16 protein-coding genes are annotated in these 18,178 nt (G+C 49.3%); 5 read left to right on the forward strand and 11 right to left on the reverse strand.

The annotated features are described in order from the left end of the window. Window positions 1-27 precede the first annotated feature (27 nt). The 4 genes from Q366_RS03935 to arfB form a co-directional block, all read right to left on the reverse strand. Complete coding sequence (locus Q366_RS03935) at window positions 28-972, reverse strand: SurA N-terminal domain-containing protein (RefSeq protein ID WP_035236517.1); 945 nt, start codon at window positions 970-972, stop codon at window positions 28-30. A gap of 104 nt (window positions 973-1,076) precedes the next feature. Then, complete coding sequence (locus Q366_RS03940; RefSeq protein ID WP_035236518.1) at window positions 1,077-1,829, reverse strand: SurA N-terminal domain-containing protein; 753 nt, start codon at window positions 1,827-1,829, stop codon at window positions 1,077-1,079. Window positions 1,830-2,130: 301 nt separating this feature from the next. After that, window positions 2,131-3,132 (reverse strand): ABC transporter ATP-binding protein, encoded by a 1,002-nt coding sequence (locus Q366_RS03945; RefSeq protein WP_051957808.1) that lies wholly within the window; start codon window positions 3,130-3,132, stop codon window positions 2,131-2,133. Beyond that, window positions 3,126-3,545, reverse strand: coding sequence for an alternative ribosome rescue aminoacyl-tRNA hydrolase ArfB (arfB, locus tag Q366_RS03950; RefSeq protein ID WP_211251861.1), 420 nt, complete (start codon window positions 3,543-3,545; stop codon window positions 3,126-3,128). The genes Q366_RS03945 and arfB overlap by 7 nt, the downstream gene beginning before the upstream one ends. Window positions 3,546-3,581: 36 nt before the next feature. On the opposite strand from arfB, the gene Q366_RS03955 reads away from it, so the two are divergent. Further along, on the forward strand, window positions 3,582-3,782 hold the full coding sequence (locus Q366_RS03955; RefSeq protein WP_156968107.1) for a hypothetical protein: 201 nt from the start codon (window positions 3,582-3,584) through the stop codon (window positions 3,780-3,782). Window positions 3,783-3,907: 125 nt separating this feature from the next. Here the strand turns inward: Q366_RS03955 and Q366_RS03960 are convergent, their stop codons facing one another. The 4 genes from Q366_RS03960 to Q366_RS03975 form a co-directional block, all read right to left on the reverse strand. Continuing rightward, a complete protein-coding gene (locus Q366_RS03960; RefSeq protein ID WP_035236521.1) occupies window positions 3,908-5,260 on the reverse strand; it encodes a sigma-54-dependent transcriptional regulator in 1,353 nt (450 codons plus the stop codon). 22 nt (window positions 5,261-5,282) lie between these two features. After that, a complete protein-coding gene (locus Q366_RS03965; protein ID WP_035236522.1) occupies window positions 5,283-6,701 on the reverse strand; it encodes a sensor histidine kinase in 1,419 nt (472 codons plus the stop codon). Window positions 6,702-6,863: 162 nt separating this feature from the next. Beyond that, window positions 6,864-8,675: an SLC13 family permease gene (locus tag Q366_RS03970; protein WP_035236629.1), complete on the reverse strand. Its 1,812-nt coding sequence runs from the start codon at window positions 8,673-8,675 to the stop codon at window positions 6,864-6,866. Between the two features lie 221 nt (window positions 8,676-8,896). Next, a complete protein-coding gene (locus Q366_RS03975) occupies window positions 8,897-9,457 on the reverse strand; it encodes a universal stress protein (protein ID WP_035236523.1) in 561 nt (186 codons plus the stop codon). Between the two features lie 462 nt (window positions 9,458-9,919). Here Q366_RS03975 and Q366_RS03980 point away from each other — a divergent pair, with 462 nt between their 5' ends. Then, window positions 9,920-11,980 carry a S16 family serine protease gene (locus Q366_RS03980; protein WP_051957816.1) on the forward strand — a complete coding sequence of 687 codons (2,061 nt, stop codon included), beginning with the start codon at window positions 9,920-9,922 and terminating at the stop codon, window positions 11,978-11,980. On the opposite strand, the gene Q366_RS03985 is transcribed toward Q366_RS03980, so the two are convergent. After that, window positions 11,977-12,723 carry an N-acyl homoserine lactonase family protein gene (locus Q366_RS03985; protein WP_035236524.1) on the reverse strand — a complete coding sequence of 249 codons (747 nt, stop codon included), beginning with the start codon at window positions 12,721-12,723 and terminating at the stop codon, window positions 11,977-11,979. The two genes, Q366_RS03980 and Q366_RS03985, sit on opposite strands and share 4 nt — an antisense overlap. Before the next feature lie 29 nt (window positions 12,724-12,752). Continuing rightward, the gene (locus Q366_RS03990) at window positions 12,753-14,735 is read right to left on the reverse strand and encodes a response regulator (RefSeq protein ID WP_035236525.1); all 1,983 of its coding nucleotides are present in this window, start codon (window positions 14,733-14,735) and stop codon (window positions 12,753-12,755) included. Between the two features lie 260 nt (window positions 14,736-14,995). Here Q366_RS03990 and tsaA point away from each other — a divergent pair, with 260 nt between their 5' ends. After that, window positions 14,996-15,544 carry a tRNA (N6-threonylcarbamoyladenosine(37)-N6)-methyltransferase TrmO gene (tsaA, locus tag Q366_RS03995; protein ID WP_035236526.1) on the forward strand — a complete coding sequence of 183 codons (549 nt, stop codon included), beginning with the start codon at window positions 14,996-14,998 and terminating at the stop codon, window positions 15,542-15,544. A gap of 238 nt (window positions 15,545-15,782) precedes the next feature. Continuing rightward, window positions 15,783-16,133, forward strand: a complete 351-nt coding sequence (locus tag Q366_RS04000; RefSeq protein ID WP_035236527.1) for a DsrE family protein — start codon at window positions 15,783-15,785, stop codon at window positions 16,131-16,133. A gap of 8 nt (window positions 16,134-16,141) precedes the next feature. Here Q366_RS04000 and Q366_RS04005 read toward each other — a convergent pair whose 3' ends face one another. Then, window positions 16,142-17,125 carry a protein kinase family protein gene (locus Q366_RS04005; protein ID WP_051957809.1) on the reverse strand — a complete coding sequence of 328 codons (984 nt, stop codon included), beginning with the start codon at window positions 17,123-17,125 and terminating at the stop codon, window positions 16,142-16,144. A 424-nt stretch (window positions 17,126-17,549) separates the two neighbouring features. Between Q366_RS04005 and Q366_RS04010 the strand changes: the two genes are divergently transcribed. Continuing rightward, on the forward strand, window positions 17,550-18,140 hold the full coding sequence (locus Q366_RS04010) for a TetR/AcrR family transcriptional regulator (protein ID WP_035236528.1): 591 nt from the start codon (window positions 17,550-17,552) through the stop codon (window positions 18,138-18,140). Window positions 18,141-18,178: the final 38 nt, after the last annotated feature.

Here is an 18,178-nt window from a genome sequence, read left to right on the forward strand (position 1 = left end):
TTCCTTTGGCAGACGGTTTCGAAAGGATTAAAGCATTAGTTTAATGTGTGCGCTGTTTTTAAGATTTTCCATCCACTTTTTGAACTGGGCTTCCCCGTGTTCCCGGTACAGAATATTCTGGATCTGTTTTTTTACCTCTTCCTGAACCTGTCCCTGTGAAATGATATCCGCCACATAAAGGATCTGGAAAGAATTCCCCATATCAACGGGCTTGGTGTATTGGCCCTTGCCAACCCCGTCGAGTGCCTTTTTGATCTCATCGCTGAAGCTTGATATGTCAAATTCGCCGAGTTCACCGCCGGAAGACGCATTAGGGCCGATGGAATAGTCCTTGGCAACTTGTGAAAAATCAATCTTGCTTTCCAATTTTTCCCGGACCGTGGAAAGATCCTTTGAATCCCTTACGATGATATTTTTTAAATGATATTTTTTCCTGGCCTTGAATTCCTGATCATGGCTGGCGTAATACGCTTTGATATCCTCATCCGTGACAACGATCTTGGCACGGACAGCCCTTGAAACGATCATGCTCTGGAGAATCTGCTCCCGGATTCTTTCACGGTATTGCCCAATGGTCGTGCCCTGGGCGGCCAGGCCGAATTCCAGCTTTTCCTGGTCAAGATCGTGCTCTTTTTTAAAATTTTCCACGGCATTGTCCACATCAGCGTCATCCACGGCAATACCCATTCGTTTGGCTTCCTGAACCACCAGGCTGTTTTCCACCAGTTGATTGAGGACCTGGGTGTACATTTGCGCTGTCAACTCTTTTTTCCGGACCAATGACTCCTGGGATTCTTCAATATTTCTCCGGTACGGAGCCGCTGCCATGTCAAGCTGGGACAGGGTAATAATATCGTCATTTACAATGGCGACGATCCGGTCAATCACCTCCTGGGCCAGGCAATTTGCCGCCCAGAACAAGGCAAGCATAAAAATAAAAATTATTAAAATTGTGTTTCGTTTTTTTCCCATACATCCACCTTTATACGTAACGTCCCAATAAGTTGATAGATTATTTTAATGTTGTGTTGGGTGTTGGACCCGGATGTTGATAAACTCAGGTCAACCCATGACTGTTATTGCTTTTCGGGGTTCATTAAAAAGGAACTTAACGCCAGCTTGTCAATGTGAACAGGATAGCTGTCCTGCAAGCCCTGCAGCCACTCTCCAAAGACATCCTGGCTCTTTTCCATCCGCAGCCTGAACACCAGATCTTTTTCATCCATCATTTTTGAATTATTATTGTCCTGGGCCCCGGTCTGTCCTGCAAGACGGTCATAAAAGGCAATCATGTCCCCGGGATTAATTTCCTGGGACGCCATCAAGTCCTGCATGATTAATTTGCGGATGACCATATCCTTTTTTAATCTCTTTTTCCAGACAGGATATGATATGGCCCTTTCAAGGAGCATCTGGTCAAAGCTGTCTTCGGGATAGTCTTTCTTAAAGTCGGCGACAGCCAGGTCAAGTTCCTTGGCACAGACATCAATCCCCTTGGCTGCGGCTGCAGCCAGCAGTACAGCCTCATCAGACAGATCAGAAACAAGATCCATAACCATGGCATTGTATTCACCGGGCCTGTCTTTTATATCATAGGGGTAATTGGCCTGCTTGACTTCCAGTTCCCGGGCAAAGTCTGCCCGGCTGATTTCCACGGTGCCGGCTTTGATGATACTGCCTTTTTGTTCGACTTTTTGTTGATCCGTACACCCGGATCCAATTAAACTTGCAATACCTGCGGCCACAAGCAATAAAGTTCCCCAAAAAAAAGTTCTTAAAAACGTATTGAACGCTTTTATGCCATGCCCAATATTTGCAATGCTGCTCATTTTATATTCCCATTGTTACTCACTGCCCCGGGCCAGCGTATTCATTTATTTTGGGAATTTTTCCTTCAAATTTTTTAAAAAAGGAAAGAAAACAAATGACGGCCCGTTTCCTTAAGTTTTGGAAACTTTTAGCATTATGCCTGTTTTTTCGCAACCCCCTCAAACCGTTGCCTGCGCCATGAAAACCATGAAGCGCAGGAAGGACATGAAGATTTCTTTTTCGGTGTTATTCTTCATGCGTTTCATGTTCTTCATGGTAAAATAAAATATGTAATGCTTAAAGGACCCGGGAAAAAACAGGTTAACCGGACAGCGGGAAATGGCATGCTGTCAGGTGATCCGGGTCATGGTGGCGGGCAGAAAGTGTCGGCGCCTTTTCAAAACACAGGGACCGGGCCCCGGGACAGCGGGAAGAGAACCTGCATCCCGGGGGCGGATGTTCAGCCGAGGGAATTTCGCCTTTAAGCGGGGTTCTGTTTGAAGGATGATCCGGATCAGCTATGGGTACAGCCTCCAGCAATGCCTTTGTGTAGGGATGTCCCGGATGGTTATATAAGTTTTGGGCATCATCAATTTCCATGATCCGGCCCAAATACATGACAATGATGCGGTCGGACATGTGGCGGACCACGGACAGATCGTGGGAAATAAACAGGTAGGTCAGGCCCATTGCAGACTGCAGATCCAGCAGCAGATTCAAAATCTTTGACTGAATCGAAACATCCAGGGCGGAAACCGGTTCGTCGCAGATAACAATCTGCGGGGTCATGCTGATGGCCCGGGCAATACCGATACGCTGGCGCTGCCCCCCTGAAAACGCATGGGGATATTTGGTCAAAGCCCCGGGATCAAGGCCCACCTGATCCAGTAATAACGCAATCTGCAACGCCGTTTCCTGTCGGGACACCCCGTGAATGCGAAACTTTTCTTCCAGGATCTGACGTACGGTCTGCCTGGGGTTCAAGGACTCAAAAGGGTCCTGGAAAATCATCTGCACCCGGGTTGAAAACGCTTTACGCATTTTCCGGGTCATGCCAGACAATGGTTTTCCATCCAGAAGAATGCAGCCCCGGGTCAAGGGATACAATCCCATGATGCACCGGCCCAACGTGGTTTTTCCGCACCCGGATTCTCCCACGATACCAAGGGTTTCTCCCCTGAAAACCGAGAAACTGACATCATCCACTGCATGAACATTACCGGTCTGTCGCAGGAAAACACCCGAGGTGACCGGAAAATATTTTTTCAGATCCTGGATCGCCAGAATTGGCCGGCGAATTGCTACACCGTCTGATTCTACCATTCATCCTTTCCTGTCATCTGCCTTAATGCCTTAACCCTGCTGCGCCTGTTTTTCGAATCAAGGCGCCTGGCCTTTGAGGCCCGGGTGGGCCGGGTGGGCTTTCTTTTCTTCACAGGCCGGACAGCACTTCTGATCAGTTCTGCAAGCCGTTCCAATCCGTTTTCACGATTTTTTGCAGCGCTTCTAAAGGTCATGGCCTTGATTACAATAATCCCCTGCCGGGTAATGCGCTTGTCATTGAGGGACAAAAGCTTAGCCTTGATTTCATCCGAAAGATCCGAGGCATGGATATCAAAACGGATATGAACACCCGAAGACACTTTGTTCACATTCTGCCCCCCGGGTCCCCGGGACCGGATGGGGTAAAATTCGATACTGGCATCCGGGATGGATATGTAATCGGATATTTTCAAATTCACCTTCCTTTGTGTCAAAAATGCCATATTTTCATGGCCCGGGTCAATGCCGTCGGCAAAATGACTTTACTGCCAGTGCCTTTCATCTGCATTGACAAATCCAATACTGTTGCCTGGCAGATAGTTTCAGAAATCTTCCTCAATGGCGTTCAATCGGGATATGAAATGGGATTCAAGGCTTTGGTAGGCTTCCAGCCCGGAGAACTCGTTGGACAATTTTCGGGCGATCGTTAATCCTTCCTGAAAAAATTTTAACCACGGAAATCACAGAAGACACTGAAGATAGAATTCTGTGATTTCCGTGTGTTCTGTGGTTAAAATGTCTTTCATAGTTTGTTATGTCCGCCAGGTCATGGCAGTTATTCCAGCTTAAACGCTTTGATCTTGCGCCATAAAGAGACCCGGTCGATCTCCATGATTTCAGCGGCCCGGGTTTTGTTCCAGTTGGTCTGTTCCAGGACCCACTGGATATACCGTTTTTCCTGTTCCTTCATGGTGGGGATTTTGCCTTCCGGGGCTGTGCGGTAGGTTTCAATGGCCAGCTGGGTGAGGTGGTCGGGCAAAGCCTCGGGATATATCACGTCGCTGTTTTCCATGGCCACGGCCCGTTCAATGATGTTTTCAAGTTCCCGCACATTTCCGGGCCAGGTATAATTGACAAGAAAATTCATGGTGGTCCGGTCAATTTCCTTGATGGTTTTTCCCATATCCCGGTTTTTCTTTGCCAGAAAATGATAAGCCAGCAAGGGAATGTCCTCTTTTCTGTCTGCCAGGGCAGGCAAAATGATGGATGCCACGTTGAGCCGGAAATAAAGATCCTGGCGGAAATGGCCCTGGTCCACCTCGTGGCGCAGGTCCCGGTGGGTGGCGGCAATGAACCTTAAATCCACACCCACGGTCTGGGTGCTGCCCACCCGCATGATCTCTTTTTCCTGGATCACGCGCAGGATCTTGACCTGCATGGAGGGCGGCATATCCCCGATTTCATCAAAAAACACCGTGCCCTGGTCGGCAAACTCAAACAGGCCTTTTTTGGTTTTCATGGCACCGGTGAAAGCCTCTTTTTCGTGGCCGAAAAGCTCATTGGCCATGAGATCCTCTGAAAACGAACCGCAGTTAAAGGCCACCATTTCATGGTTTTTCCGGCTGGAAAGGCTGTGAATTGCCCTTGCCACAAGTTCTTTACCTGTACCGCTTTCCCCTAAAACCAACACGGAGATATCGGTCTGGGCCACCTGGGCAATGGTTTTTTTCACCTGGCGCATGGGCGGACTGTTGCCGATGATTTCAGGCAGCTTTGCCTTCTGGTTAAGCTGCTTTCTAAGCGACTGATTTTCCATTTGAAGGGATCGTTTGAGAAGGGCCTGTTTGATGATCTGCCGGACCTCGTCTATTTTGTAGGGCTTTGCTATATAATGGTAGGCCCCCTCTTTCATGGCGATCACCGCATTGTCCACGGTGGCATAGCCGGTGATCATGATGACTTCGGTGTGGGGCTGCAGCTCCCGGGTGTGTTCAAGAATCTGCATGCCATCAATTTTCTTCATCTTGTAATCGGTGATGATCAAATCAAAGGCCTTGGTTTTAATCAGGTTCAGTCCCTTTATTCCGCTGTCCAGGGCCGTAACCTTGTATCCATCCTTGACAAGAATGTGCTCAAGATTTTTAAGGGCGATCTGCTCATCTTCGATAATAAGAATGTGTTCCTGCATGTTTCTCCTGATGTAGACAATGTTAATCCGGCAGGCTGACGGTAAATATTGTACCCTGGCCCGGGCTGGAATCCACGCTGATTGTTCCGCCGTGCTGCTCAATGATGCCATGGATGATGGAAAGTCCCAGGCCCGAGCCCTTTCCCACTTCCCGGGTGGTGAAAAAAGGATCGAAAATTTTGGCCAGATGTTCTTCCTTGATTCCCTTGCCCGTATCCTGAACCGTAAAAACAAAGGTATGTTCCTGTCTGTCCTTGAACGCTGAAATGGTCAGATGTCCGCCATCCTGGTCCTCCATGGCAAACACGGCATTGATAATCAGATTAAGCAACACCTGCTGGATGCGCCGGGGATCCATATTTCCTTCAACATCATCGGGAACTGTGATTTCCACGTCAATATCCGAAGGGATGTCCCCGGTGATCAGGTGCATGGTGTTGTTAACCAGTTTTTTAAACAGGACCGGTTCAAGACTGAAATCACTTTGCCTGGAAAAATCCAGCAGGGCCCGGATAATTTCCTTTGACCGGTTGATCTCCTGTTCAACATTGGCCAGAAGCATTTTTTTATAATTAATATCCGGGTCTTCAATTTCCTCCTGGATAATCTGGACACTGGTGGAGATATTGTTCAACGGGTTGTTCAATTCATGGGCCACCCCGGAGGTCAGCGTGCCCAAAGAAGACATTTTCTCGGCCTGGATGAGCTGGGTTTTACGCCGGTCCAGCTCTTCAATCATGTAGTTCAGGCTTACGGCCAGCGATTCAAACTCGTCTCCGGTTTTTATTGCCGGGATTTTATCATAATCGCCCTTGGCAATGTGTTTGATGCCGGTTTCAATGGCCTTTAAGGGCCGGTTAAGCTTGATGACCAGAAAAATGGTGGCCAGCACCGTGAGAATAAACAAAAAAAGCAGGGAAAGCATCAGGTATTCTCTGGACCGGTCCAGCAGTTCAAACACCTTTTTTTTCTCTGTTTTCACCACCTGTTCAATATCAGTGGTCAGTTCCCGCCCAAGCTGGGTTACCGTATTTTGAATCTGCAAAGACTGCTCAGAAGAGACTGTACCCCTTTTATACAGGGTTAACAGGGTTTCCATGTTGGTGCGGTAGGCATTGATGGCCTGGCTGCGCTGCTGAAAAGAGGGCTCCCTTGCCACAAGATCAGAAAAATTTTTTTCAATAAGCGCCTGTTTTTCATCAATTTTATTGATGTATGACAGGGCCTGGGACAGATCCTTGATCTCCTTTCTTAAAAAAAAATTTTTCTCGTAACGCCGGGCCTCCAGCACCGTATCCAACAGGTCCCGTTTTTTTTCAATGAGCACCAGGGTGTTTAACACCGTGGAATTGCTGTAGTGGTTCACAAACCAGATGATACTGTTCACCACCATGAAAACCAGGAAAAGAAATGAAATTTTTTGTCTAAGACTGAAACTCATAAGCTATCTATATCGTTGTTCATAAAGGGAAACAAGGCATAGCCGGTTTAATTTTTATCACCTTACAATAAATTGGGACAATAAACGCGACAATAAACGGGCCGACCGGTCACAAGGTAATCCGATCGGCCCGGGGGGGAATACTATATTATTATCTGGGCTTTAGGAAATACCGTAAAACAGATAAATCACCGCCAGCTCCACGGTAAGAAACAGCACCGTCATCACAGCACCGGCCTTGGCATAGTCAACGGTTCTGTAACCGCCCGGACGCATGATCAGGGCATTGACCTGGTGTGTGGGCAGCACAAAGGTATTGGAAGCGGAAAGCCCCACCACCAGCGCAGCCATTCTCGGATCAGCCCCGGCCATCACCGCCATATTCATGCACAGTGGCACCAGAAGCACCGTGGCCCCCACATTGGAGATCACCAGGGTAAAAAAGGATGCCATAATGCCCACAACCCCTAAAAGGACAATAGGCGAAGGGGTGCCGATCAGGCCGAGCACGGTGTGGGCAATAAACCCGGCCGTGCCGGTCTTTTCAAAGGCAATGCCCAAGGGGATAAGTCCTGCCAGAAGAAAAACCGTCATCCAGTCCACGGACTGATAGGCTTCGTCAATGGTAAGAACGCCTGTAATGATCATGCCCAAGGCCCCTGACATCAACGCCACGGAAAGCTGAATTTTCAAAACAACAATCTGGAACAGGGCCAGGGCCAGCCATCCCACGGCAAACATGGCTTTCTGGGGCCGCAGAATTTCGCCTTCCAGTTCAGAGGCGAACATCAAAGACTTTGGCGCAGGCCGGTTTTTAAGGATATGAAATTTTTCCCATGGCCCCTGGAGCAGCAAGGTATCCCCCATGGCCAGCCGGATATTGGTCAGCCCGGAATAGTATTTGCGGTTGTCCTTGAACAGCACCAGCGGATTAAGCCCGAACATCTCCTTGAAATCCACCTCGTTCAAGGTTTTGCCGATCAGTTCGGACCGGGGGGAGACAACAGCCTCCACCATGCCGGCATTGGTGTTTGCCAGGGACTCGGCAAAGGTCTCCAGGGCCGGCTTGATTTCCCAGCCGAATTCCGCTGCCAGCCGGTCAATATTTTTCTTTTTACCCACCACCACGATGTCGTCCCCGGCATGAATGCCTTCGTAGCTGTGGGGCACATGGTTGGTGGTCCGGGTGGCGGGAGAAGAGATGCCGATCACCGTAACAAGAAATTGCGGACGAATGTTTAAATCATCCAGAAGTCCTGTGGTGCCGCCTTCGGGCACATGCATCTCCACCAGGCTGTCAACCCCTTGGTATTCCTGGATCAGTACATCTGATGCGCCTTTTCCGGCCTGGCCGCTTGCGTTGGGAAGAATGAACCGCCCGAAAATCAGAAAATATAAAAGCGCCGTGAGCAACAGGCACACACCAATAGGGGTCTGGGTAAACAGCCCGAAAGGCTCAAGCTTTTCACCGCCCAGGACCATAAGATCGTTGAGCAGGATGGTCGGGCTTGCGCCCACAAGGGTCAGGGTGCCGCCGATGATGGCGCAAAACCCCATGGGCATCAGGATGCGGGAAGTGGGAATCCCCACCCGCTTGGAGATTCTCTGGGTGGCGGGCAGAAACAGGGCTGCGGCCCCGATGTTCTGCATCATACTTGAAATAATACCCACGGTGCCTGAAACCAGAAGCATGATCTTTCCTTCGCTTCTGCCGGCCAGGGCCAGGATGGGTTTGGCCACCTTATTCATAACGCCGGTCTTATCCAGACCCGCGCCAATAATAATTACGGCGATAATGGAACAAACTGCATTGGAACTTAAGCCCACAAAGGCTTCCTTGGGAGAGATCAGCCCAATCAGGGGAAGAAGGACCATCATCATTATCCCGACCACATCTACCCGCACCCATTCAAACACAAAGAGGCAGATAACAAAGACCAGGATGATCATGGTCATAATCATATCAGGTGTCATTGAAAAACACTCCACTTTTAAATTTTTATGCGCCTTGCATCTGGGCAGCGTTGTGAGCATGGGCTCCGTTAACGAGCCGTCCAAACACAGGTTTTTAGTTCAAAGCTATATCAAGAATGGTCTTATTCATCCTCATTTCTGTAAAAAAAGCACAGCACCGCTGTAAACAAAACCAAACCAAGACCTATGAAAAAATGAGCACTCATGAAAGGTATTCCCCCCTATTCCACTGAATAAACGCAAAGCCGCTGGGCAATCCGGTTCTGGTTGACGGCAGCGGCCCTTGTCGCAACAGGACTTTTGTTCTCGGAGATGATGAATTCAATATGGCCACACTCCTTGGTGATATCGGAAATGGCGTGATCAACATCGGCCTGGCTTGTGGTATGGGCGAATTTCAGTCCCAGTTCCGCAGCCTTCTCCTTGAACGGGACCACATTTTTTCCGGCCTCATCCTTGAAATCGGCGAACAGCTCTTCCTGGCTGGTGGAAAAAAATGAGGTCACGTCATGGGTCAGATTGGCTGCATTTACCGCAATAATGCCGTAATCCATACGTTTGGCCATATCCAGGGCATAATCCACCATCTCATCGGAAAACCGGCTTTCAAGGGTGGCAACCACCACATTTTTTCCCTGGTTTGCCCTGCATGATATGGTACACTCATCAATGCCGCCATCGGTGTTAACACAAGGCTGGGAAAACGTAATCTCCTTTTCCGTATTGCCGTGTCTTTTGCCAAGACTTAATAATCGGTCCTTTAATCCATTTAGCAACTGCATACTCAACTGTCCTCCTTTATAAATGTGTTGGGTTATCATCATCGTTGGAAAATAATGAGCAAGTTGCATACCAGTTTTCCCAAATGGCCATAACAGCCTGCAGGGCAAGGCTTTTCGTAATCGGGGAGCCATTTGTACGTCCCTGGTTGTGTTGCATAATGCAATATTTTTGATGATTACTGCCCAAAGCCTTGCCCCATAGCGGTTTTCGGACATTGCAATTATCAATGTTTCTGTTGCACAATGAAACGATTTACATCCCATTTACCTGGTATTCTTATTCGGCCCGGCCCATAAATATAGGATAAATTGGTTGGGAATAGACCATCAAAGGGACTTTAAAAGCCAAACAGGTATCAGGCATGGTATTTGCTGTTTGCTGACTGATTGCTATGCTGCACCAATGCTGAAAACTTTAATGATTTTCAAATATTTTTAAATTTGAGAGAAAGGGCCGTCAGGGTGAAACGAATCTTTAAAAAAGAAGAAGAGACTCAGGTTGTTGATACAGGTGCAGAAGAAATTGCTGCGCTGCGCGAGGCCGTTCTGGACCAAAGAATTCCGGCCGAGGTTGAAAAAATCCTGCTCAAAGAGGTGGACCGGCTTGAAAAAATCAACCCGGCTTCGGCAGAGTACACCATAGGCCTCAACCATATCGACTATGTAACCACCCTGCCCTGGAACCGGTACACCCAGGATAATCTTGATATCCAGCGCGCGGAAAAAATTTTGGATTCGGACCATTATGGGCTTGACGAAATCAAGGAGAGAATTCTTGAGCACCTGGCGGTCCGGCAGATGAAGCTGTCCCGGAAAAACACCATTCTTGTGGTGGATGATGAGCAGATCACCCGGATGAACCTGGAGCATGTCCTGTCCAAGGAGGGCTATGAGGTCAGCACGGCCGACGGGGGCACCCAGGCCCTGGCGTTTTTAAAGGACAACACCGTGGATCTTGTGATCACGGATCTTAAAATGGACAAGATCGACGGCATGGCGCTTCTGGAACGTATAAAAGCCACAAGTCCGGCCACGGAGGTGATCATCATCTCCGGGTATGCCACGGTACTCACTGCCGTGGACGCCATCAAGCGGGGGTCCTTTCACTTTATTCCCAAACCCCTCAAACTTGATGACATCCGGGAAACCGTTAAAAAGGCCCTGGGTAAAAAAACAGGACTGGTGGAAGCCAAGGGGCCTGTGATCTGCTTTGCCGGCCCTCCGGGCACGGGAAAGACCTCGCTTGGCCAGTCCATTGCCCAAAGCCTGGAACGCAAATTTGTCCGGATCTCCCTTGCCGGCCTAAAGGATGAGGCCGATATCAGGGGACACAGGCGCTCCTATGCCGGTGCCCTGGCCGGTCGGATCATCCAGGAGATCCGCCGGGCCGAATCCTTGAATCCCGTACTCATGCTTGATGAAATCGACAAGATCGGACAGGACTTCAAAGGGGACCCTGCAGCTGCCCTGCTTGAGGTGCTGGACCCCCAGCAGAACGCCAGGTTCATTGACCATTACCTGGACCTTCCCTTTGATCTTTCCAAGGTGATGTTCATTGCCACGGCCAATACGGTGGCAAGGATTCCCGGGCCTTTGCTGGACCGGTTTGAGGTGATCTCCATGTCCGGGTACACCATCGAAGAAAAAATCCATATTGCCGGACGCCACCTGATCCCCCGGGCCAAGGAGGATACAGGACTTTCGGGATTTGATCTTGAATTTACCCCCAATGCACTTTGCGCCATCATCAGGGAACACACCCGGGAGGCGGGGTTACGGGGCCTTGAACGTAAAATTTGTGCCATCTGCCGCAAGGTTGCCCGGCAGTATCTCAATACGCCGGAGGGCTCCCGGCAGATAAAAATTGATAAAAACGCCGTGGAAAACCTTCTGGGCCCTGCCAGATTTCACTATGAAATTGCAGGGGCCCGGGACCGGGTGGGGTGTGCCACAGGCCTTGCCTGGACAGAAAGCGGCGGGGAAATCATCTTTATTGAAACTACGCGGATGGTGGGCTCCGAACGTCTGATCCTCACCGGATATCTGGGAGAGATAATGAAGGAATCGGCCCAGGCCGCCTTAAGTTACATCCGCAGCCACACGGAACAGTTTGGCCTGGCCGCCGATTTTTTCCAGGGCCGGGATATCCACATTCATGTCCCTTCCGGGGCCATTCCCAAGGACGGGCCGTCAGCCGGGATGACCATTGCCGTGGCACTGGTCTCTCTTTTAAAGGATATACCCTGTCCCCGGGATATGGCCATGACAGGTGAAGTGACCTTAAGCGGCAGAATCCTTCCGGTGGGCGGCATCCGGGAAAAACTGCTTGCAGCCAAAACCGCCGGAATCAAGACGATCATTTTTCCTGCCAAAAACCAGGCTGAAATTGCAGCCATGGATGACACCCTCAAGCAGGGAATAAAGATATTTACCGCAGGTGAGCTCGACCAAGTGATCCGGCAGGTATTGGGTGTAACTGCCACTGATGTAGCGGCAGTTCCCAATTTGTATTCAGCAGGTTAAATGCCGAGGGGATCGCCGCAAGCAAACCGGGGTTCATGTAAAGGGATAAGAATGTCCGCCTCTTTTTTTACCTGTGCCATGATATCATAGGCCGAATAGACATCCACATGAGTGCCTGGCGGGATAAGGTCCATTTCCATGCCTTTGATTTCAGGCGGGGGATTGTAATTTTCTTCAATGATGCAGAATCCGGTGATGGCAGCTTTGCCTTTGGGTGTATCAATGAATACGGTCAAGCCCCCTTTGGTGTGGACCGGCGTATGTTTGACACAGATGCCGTCAACAATGGGGCCGTCCTGCCTCACTATCCTGATCTGCCCGTTTTCCTCCACATCTTCGATATAATCTTCCAGGTACCGGTAATCCAGTGGGTGCGGGTTGTGGATGGATTCAAGTTCATGCGCATGCACGTAGAATATGGCGTTTTCACACTTATAGTCGTTTTCGCAATGATCGTTGTGCAGATGGGTATGGATGACAATATCAATGTCTTCGGGTGAAAGCCCGTGTTTTTTTAAGCCCTGTTCAAAGGTATAGATCTTCCCGTTGATGGCTTTTTCCCTTTGCTCAGACAGAATGGGATTCATTTCACCGGTATCCACCAGGATATTTTTGTCCCCGCCCTTGATGACAAAGCAGAAAATGGGAATGGTATAGGTCTCACCCTGACCGTACTGGTAGGTCATCATACTCTTATCAAATACTTTTGTCCCCATGGCAACGGGGTGGATAGTATAGGTCATTGTATTCCTTAATGCTACGAGATTGGCCTTCAGGCACTAAATACAGATTCAATTTTTTCCGACAGTTTGGCAATGTCAAAGGGTTTTAACAAAAAATCCCTGCACCCGTTGTCGATCATCTGCCGGATCTCCTTTTTCTGGGCAAGCCCGGAACTGACCAGCACCCGGATATCAGGATTCATCTGCCGCACAGCTTCATAGGTCTGGAGCCCGTCCATGCCGGGCATAACAACATCCAAAATCATCAGGTCAATGCCTTTGACATCATTTTGAACCACAGACACGGCCTGGGCCCCTGTACCGGCAACAAGAACCTCATAGCCAAGGGTTTCAAGCATCTCCTTGCAGACTTCTATCACCCCTTTTTCATCATCCACGAGAAGCACCCGGCCCTTGCCCGAAATAAGACGGTCTTCATTTTCCGCCAAAGGCCGGACATGATCCGGGGACGCCAGATCATGTGCAGCAGGCAGAAAAAACATGAATACACTGCCCTTTCCGGGAGAGGATTCGACATGAAAGGTGCCCTTGTGGGCTTTGATGATCCCGTATGCTGTCGATAGTCCCAGGCCGGTTCCCCGCCCCCGGGCCTTGGTTGTAAAAAAGGGATCAAATATGCGGGAAAGGGTCTCCTTGTCCATACCCGTGCCGGTGTCTTCCACACAGACTTTGATATAATCCCCGGCCTGGCTCAGTCCGATTTTTTGGGCCTGCCGGATATCCATGACCATGTTTTGGGATTTCACCACAATCCGGCCGCCTCTGGGCATGGCATGCCAGGCATTGACAAACAGGTTCATAAGCACCTGCTTGATCTGAATTTCATCGACCCTTATCGGCCACAAATCCTTATCCAGTTCCTGGCGGATGATGATATCTTTTCTGGTGCGGCCGAACATTTTGGCGGAGGTCTTAAGCAGATAATTTATATTCAGGGTGGTGGCTGCCTGCCTGCTGTTTTTCCGGGAAAAATCCAAAAGTTGACGCGCCATTTCCGCACCATTGTAAATATATTCGTCAATATTGGACAGCCGTTTATATTCCTCTGATTCACTGTTGAACCGGCTTTTAACAAGGGAAGCATACCCTTGTATGCCCATAAGAATATTATTAAAATCATGGGCAATGCCGCCGGCAAGTGTACCGATGGCTTCCATTTTCTGGGCCTGACGAAGCTGGTCCTCAAGCCGTATACGATCGGTGACATCCCTGGCCACAGCATAAATACCCTTGAAATTCTGGGCGGATTCGGTATCTGGCGGGGTAAGAAGAGAGGCCTTCATCTCCATGAATGCAAAGGTGGAATAAGGATCATATCTGTTTTCCCCGGCACCGGCTTTTTTAAAACGCAGGTTCAGCGCAATGCTGCCACCAGGGGACAGATCCCGGGTGGGCGGTCCGCCGGTCTGAAACAGTCGAGACAGTTTGCCGCGGTCATCCTCATGGAGAATCGCGTCAAACGAACTGCCTTTCAACTCCTGGGGCAAATACCCCAGAAGGATTTCAAACTGCTGATTGGCAAAAGAAAAACAAAAATTTTCATCCAGGGTGAAAATCAGATCCGGTGAATTGTCAACCATGTACTGGTATTTTTTTTCCGAGGCATCAAGGCGGGCCGCGTAGAATCTTTTCTCAGCAATCAGATTTCGCTGGGCAATCCCGTTTTGAACGGTTTTAATCAGATCAGCAAATTCAAAGGGTTTTTTCAGGTAATCCCAGGCACCCTGTTTCAGGGCAGAGACCGCAGAAGCCACGGAAGCGAATCCGGTCATGATGATGACAACGACTTCGGGATCCAGTTCAAACATCCTGGCCATGGCCTCATATCCATCCATGCCGGGCATGGATATATCCATCAGAACCAGGTCAAACTTCTGTGTATTGAACAAGGTGACTGCCTGTAGGCCGTCACAAGCACAAAAGACGCTGTACCCTTCCCTGGTCAGGCATCTGGCAATGCTTTTAACCATCCGTTCTTCATCATCAACAACCAGAATCTGTTCAGATCTCATACTCAAGTGAGTCTATCATGCTTCAGGCAGTGCCTCCTGCACATTTGCACATTAACATGGTGTATTCCCATGGGATTTAGCATTATTTTCCCGGTCCCAGCGTATCCGGCAACTTTCACCTGTATAGGATGAAGGCAGTTAAAATGTCAACCTGAACGCTTAAAAACCTTGACAAAAATGACCTCCCGGCGTTTATAAATACAGGAAAGGGTTGCGACGCCCCATTGCCCGAAAACAGGCTCAACCAATGGAAGGAAGATATGGATACTGATCAACAAAATGCCCGGCCCCCAATGGTGTTGAATCCGGTGGGGGTTGTGCGAAGCCCGTTTAAAGCCCCCATGCTCATGGCTAAGGATTCCGGATTGTCCCTTGAACTGCGCATGGAAAAAGTCAAGGAACACCATGGCCAGGTGAAATCAGGCATCAGCGAACTGGTCCTTGATAAACAATGGGAAGCGCTTTTAGACGGCGTTGAAGGATTTTCCCATATCCTGGTGCTGTACTGGCCCCATTTGCTAGATCCTTGCCGGCGCAATCTTAAAAAAGTACATCCCATGGGCAGAAAAGACCTGCCTGAACAGGGTATATTTGCCACGTGCAGCCCGGCCCGGCCCAACCCGGTGCTGGTCACAGCCGTGGCGTTGAAAGAACGCAAGGGCAATGTACTCACCGTACAGGGATTAGAGGCCGTGGACGGCAGCCCCATCATTGATATCAAGCCCTATTCCCAGAACTATATGACCATTGGGGCGCTGAAAAATCCGGACTGGATGACGCAAATTCTCAACGAACTGGACGAGGATTAAACCCAATGTCATAAAGTTAAGAATCTTTCAGATTAAAAACACGAAGTTTAGTACGCTAATATCTTCGTGAACTTCGTGTTCTTCGTGGTAAAATAAAATCTCAATGCTTAAGTTTATGACATTGGGATTAAACCTGTCCCGAAAATGAATTGGGCTTTTCTTGTTTGGCCTGATAAAAAGAGTAAAAAGCGGATCATTTTTTCCGCAATCCTCACACACTGATACAGGAGAAAAAATCATGGCTAATTTTTTGTTTGTTCTCAGCAAGGATAATAACGAGTCTGCCACAAGATGTTTCCAGTTTGCCAAAATTGCCCATTCAAAAGGGCATCATGTGGATATGTTTTTCATTGACGGCGGTGTCATGTGGGCCAATAAAGACAGGGACCTGACCATCAAAACCGACACAGGTGACTGCCCTGCCGATTACCTGCCCTATCTTGTGGAAAATGAAGTCACCACAGGTATCTGTACCCCATGCGCGAAAAACCGCGGCCTTGATGAAGCCGGTTTTTTCACCAATATGCAGCTGGACGGCGGCCCCCATCTTATTGATATGGCAGCAGAGGCAAAGGTATTTAACTTCTAACGCGTCGCTCAAACACGGATTTTTTTCAGATCCAGTTTTGAAAGATCGCTGAGCAGGCCCTTTGCCCCGGCATAGGGCTTCCCTGTCCCGGAACACGGCCCAGAGGATGAAGAAAACCGCATCAGGATACCGTTGAGATCATCCGGGATATAGGGAAACAGTTTTTGAAGGTTCATGACCCGGTGGGAATACATCAGGGACATATCCCCAGATTCCAGGCCGGACTTGAAATCCGGATACGCCCCGGGCGTGGTACGGATATTTTCTATGGAATGGCGGCCTTTTCCCACCACCTGCTGCAGCACATTGCCCAGACAGAATACATCCATGTCAGGGCCGTCCATATCGTAATCAAAATCAATCCAGGCCAGCGCTTTAAGGGGACCCGTCCACAGCAGGTGATCGGCCCGGATATCCCCGTGGTGCTGCCCCTGTTCATGAAGATGCACAATGGCTGCCACACTTTCCAGAAATCTGTCCATGACTTTGGGGAACAGGGTGTTGAAATATTCCCTGTGGGACAGGTCAAGATCGCGAAGATACTGGTAAAGGGACGGGCCGGGAACAATGTCCAGTATCCGGACCAGATTGCCGGCGCTGTCCCTGGCCTGCCGGCCCTGCATGAAATTGGGGTGGCCCTGGGTGGCGGACAATACGTCTGCTTCCTTTTCCGGGCTCCTGATGCAGTTAAATGACAAGGGCCCGATGCGGCCTTTGAATGTCTCCCGGAACACCAGCTTTATAATCTTGCGGGTATTGCTGCCAAGATCCAGGGCCTTTTTCACCCAGAACTTAGGCTGGTCGTCAATGCCGAACCGCCCCTCCCTGGCATTGCTGTAAACCCAGTAATCGCTGTCTCCCAGCCGCACCACATCTCCCGGATTAATAAACATAAACTCTGTGGTATCTTTAAAGATCCGGGGTGGTCTCCGGATGTCCCTGCCTGTAAGCTGCCGGATTCTCTCCAGCAGATCCGGTCCCTGATATCCCATGGCCCCTCCTGTTTATCCGTAAATGCGTCAACCAGTCAATCAGTCACCCAGTCAATCAGATATTAGCAACTCCCATGCCAGAACACATGTCCTGGCAGAACAGGCGCCATGCCGATCTTAACGTCCTAATTTTACGAGTATTTTACCCTGATCTCTTTTATTTTCCGAGAGACCGGATAAGAACATGATGCCGGAAAAAAAACCGGCGGTCTGTCCGCTTTTTTTACGTTGTTCTCAGATCCTGCCTGGGCGGCATAAGCGAAACTGCCAAGGAGGTCATCACCCGGTATTCTTAATCTCCTTGACAAAAATCATACCATTCAGTATGTTTTGTTTTATATCCGGGTCTTATTAAGACCTGTCAATGGAGAATCATACTGTTGAGTGCGTTTTTTTTAACGATATAATAGCAGGCCAGGTACCCATGAAAAAAATAGAGCAGAAAAAAAAGCAGAAGCTGGACAGCATACAAAAAGCGGCCCAGGAATTATTTCAAACAAAGGGCTTCATTGGCACCAGCATGGATAATATCGCCGAGCAGGCCGGTGTCACCAAACAAACGGTGTACCGATATTTTGAATCCAAGGAGGCACTTTTCAAGTCAACCCTGGAAGCCCAGCGACTCCAGGCGAGCAATGATTTTTTGGACGCACTGGACCTGGAAGACGCGACAAAGGCCCTGGAAGCCTTTGCAACCGGATTCATTGAACGGCATTTGTCTGCGGCGCACCTGGCCAATATTCGCCTGCTGGTGTCCGAAGGTCCCATGGTCCCTGAAATAACGCGTGCCTTTTACGCCGTTGGACCCAGGCGAACCAAAACCCGCCTTGCCCGTTTCTTCAAGGATCGATTCAAAATTGATGACGCCCAATACGAGATTGATATTTTTCTGGGCATTCTTCTGTCCATGCGCATGACTGTACTCACCGGTTTGGATGCGCCTCCGTCACCGGAAAAGATATGTGAGCATTCCGCAAGAGCGGTCAAAGCGATTCTGAAATTGCTGGATTTATAAAAAAAATAAGATGAAACATGACATGCGGCCGATGTGGA

The sequence above is a fragment of the Desulfobacter vibrioformis DSM 8776 genome (assembly GCF_000745975.1).
Taxonomy (GTDB): Bacteria; Desulfobacterota; Desulfobacteria; order Desulfobacterales; family Desulfobacteraceae; genus Desulfobacter; species Desulfobacter vibrioformis.

Bases quoted from the DNA above. Each gene is read 5' to 3' on its own strand.
- Q366_RS03935 (WP_035236517.1), bottom strand. From the start codon at position 972: ATGGGAAAAAAACGAAACACAATTTTAATAATTTTTATTTTTATGCTT.
- Q366_RS03940 (WP_035236518.1), bottom strand. From the start codon at position 1,829: ATGAGCAGCATTGCAAATATTGGGCATGGCATAAAAGCGTTCAATACG.
- Q366_RS03945 (WP_051957808.1), bottom strand. From the start codon at position 3,132: ATGGTAGAATCAGACGGTGTAGCAATTCGCCGGCCAATTCTGGCGATC.
- Q366_RS03955 (WP_156968107.1), top strand. From the start codon at position 3,582: ATGGCCCGGGTCAATGCCGTCGGCAAAATGACTTTACTGCCAGTGCCT.
- Q366_RS03960 (WP_035236521.1), bottom strand. From the start codon at position 5,260: ATGCAGGAACACATTCTTATTATCGAAGATGAGCAGATCGCCCTTAAA.
- Q366_RS03965 (WP_035236522.1), bottom strand. From the start codon at position 6,701: ATGAGTTTCAGTCTTAGACAAAAAATTTCATTTCTTTTCCTGGTTTTC.
- Q366_RS03970 (WP_035236629.1), bottom strand. From the start codon at position 8,675: ATGACACCTGATATGATTATGACCATGATCATCCTGGTCTTTGTTATC.
- Q366_RS03975 (WP_035236523.1), bottom strand. From the start codon at position 9,457: ATGCAGTTGCTAAATGGATTAAAGGACCGATTATTAAGTCTTGGCAAA.
- Q366_RS03985 (WP_035236524.1), bottom strand. From the start codon at position 12,723: ATGACCTATACTATCCACCCCGTTGCCATGGGGACAAAAGTATTTGAT.
- Q366_RS03990 (WP_035236525.1), bottom strand. From the start codon at position 14,735: ATGAGATCTGAACAGATTCTGGTTGTTGATGATGAAGAACGGATGGTT.
- tsaA (WP_035236526.1), top strand. From the start codon at position 14,996: ATGGATACTGATCAACAAAATGCCCGGCCCCCAATGGTGTTGAATCCG.
- Q366_RS04000 (WP_035236527.1), top strand. From the start codon at position 15,783: ATGGCTAATTTTTTGTTTGTTCTCAGCAAGGATAATAACGAGTCTGCC.
- Q366_RS04005 (WP_051957809.1), bottom strand. From the start codon at position 17,125: ATGGGATATCAGGGACCGGATCTGCTGGAGAGAATCCGGCAGCTTACA.
- Q366_RS04010 (WP_035236528.1), top strand. From the start codon at position 17,550: ATGAAAAAAATAGAGCAGAAAAAAAAGCAGAAGCTGGACAGCATACAA.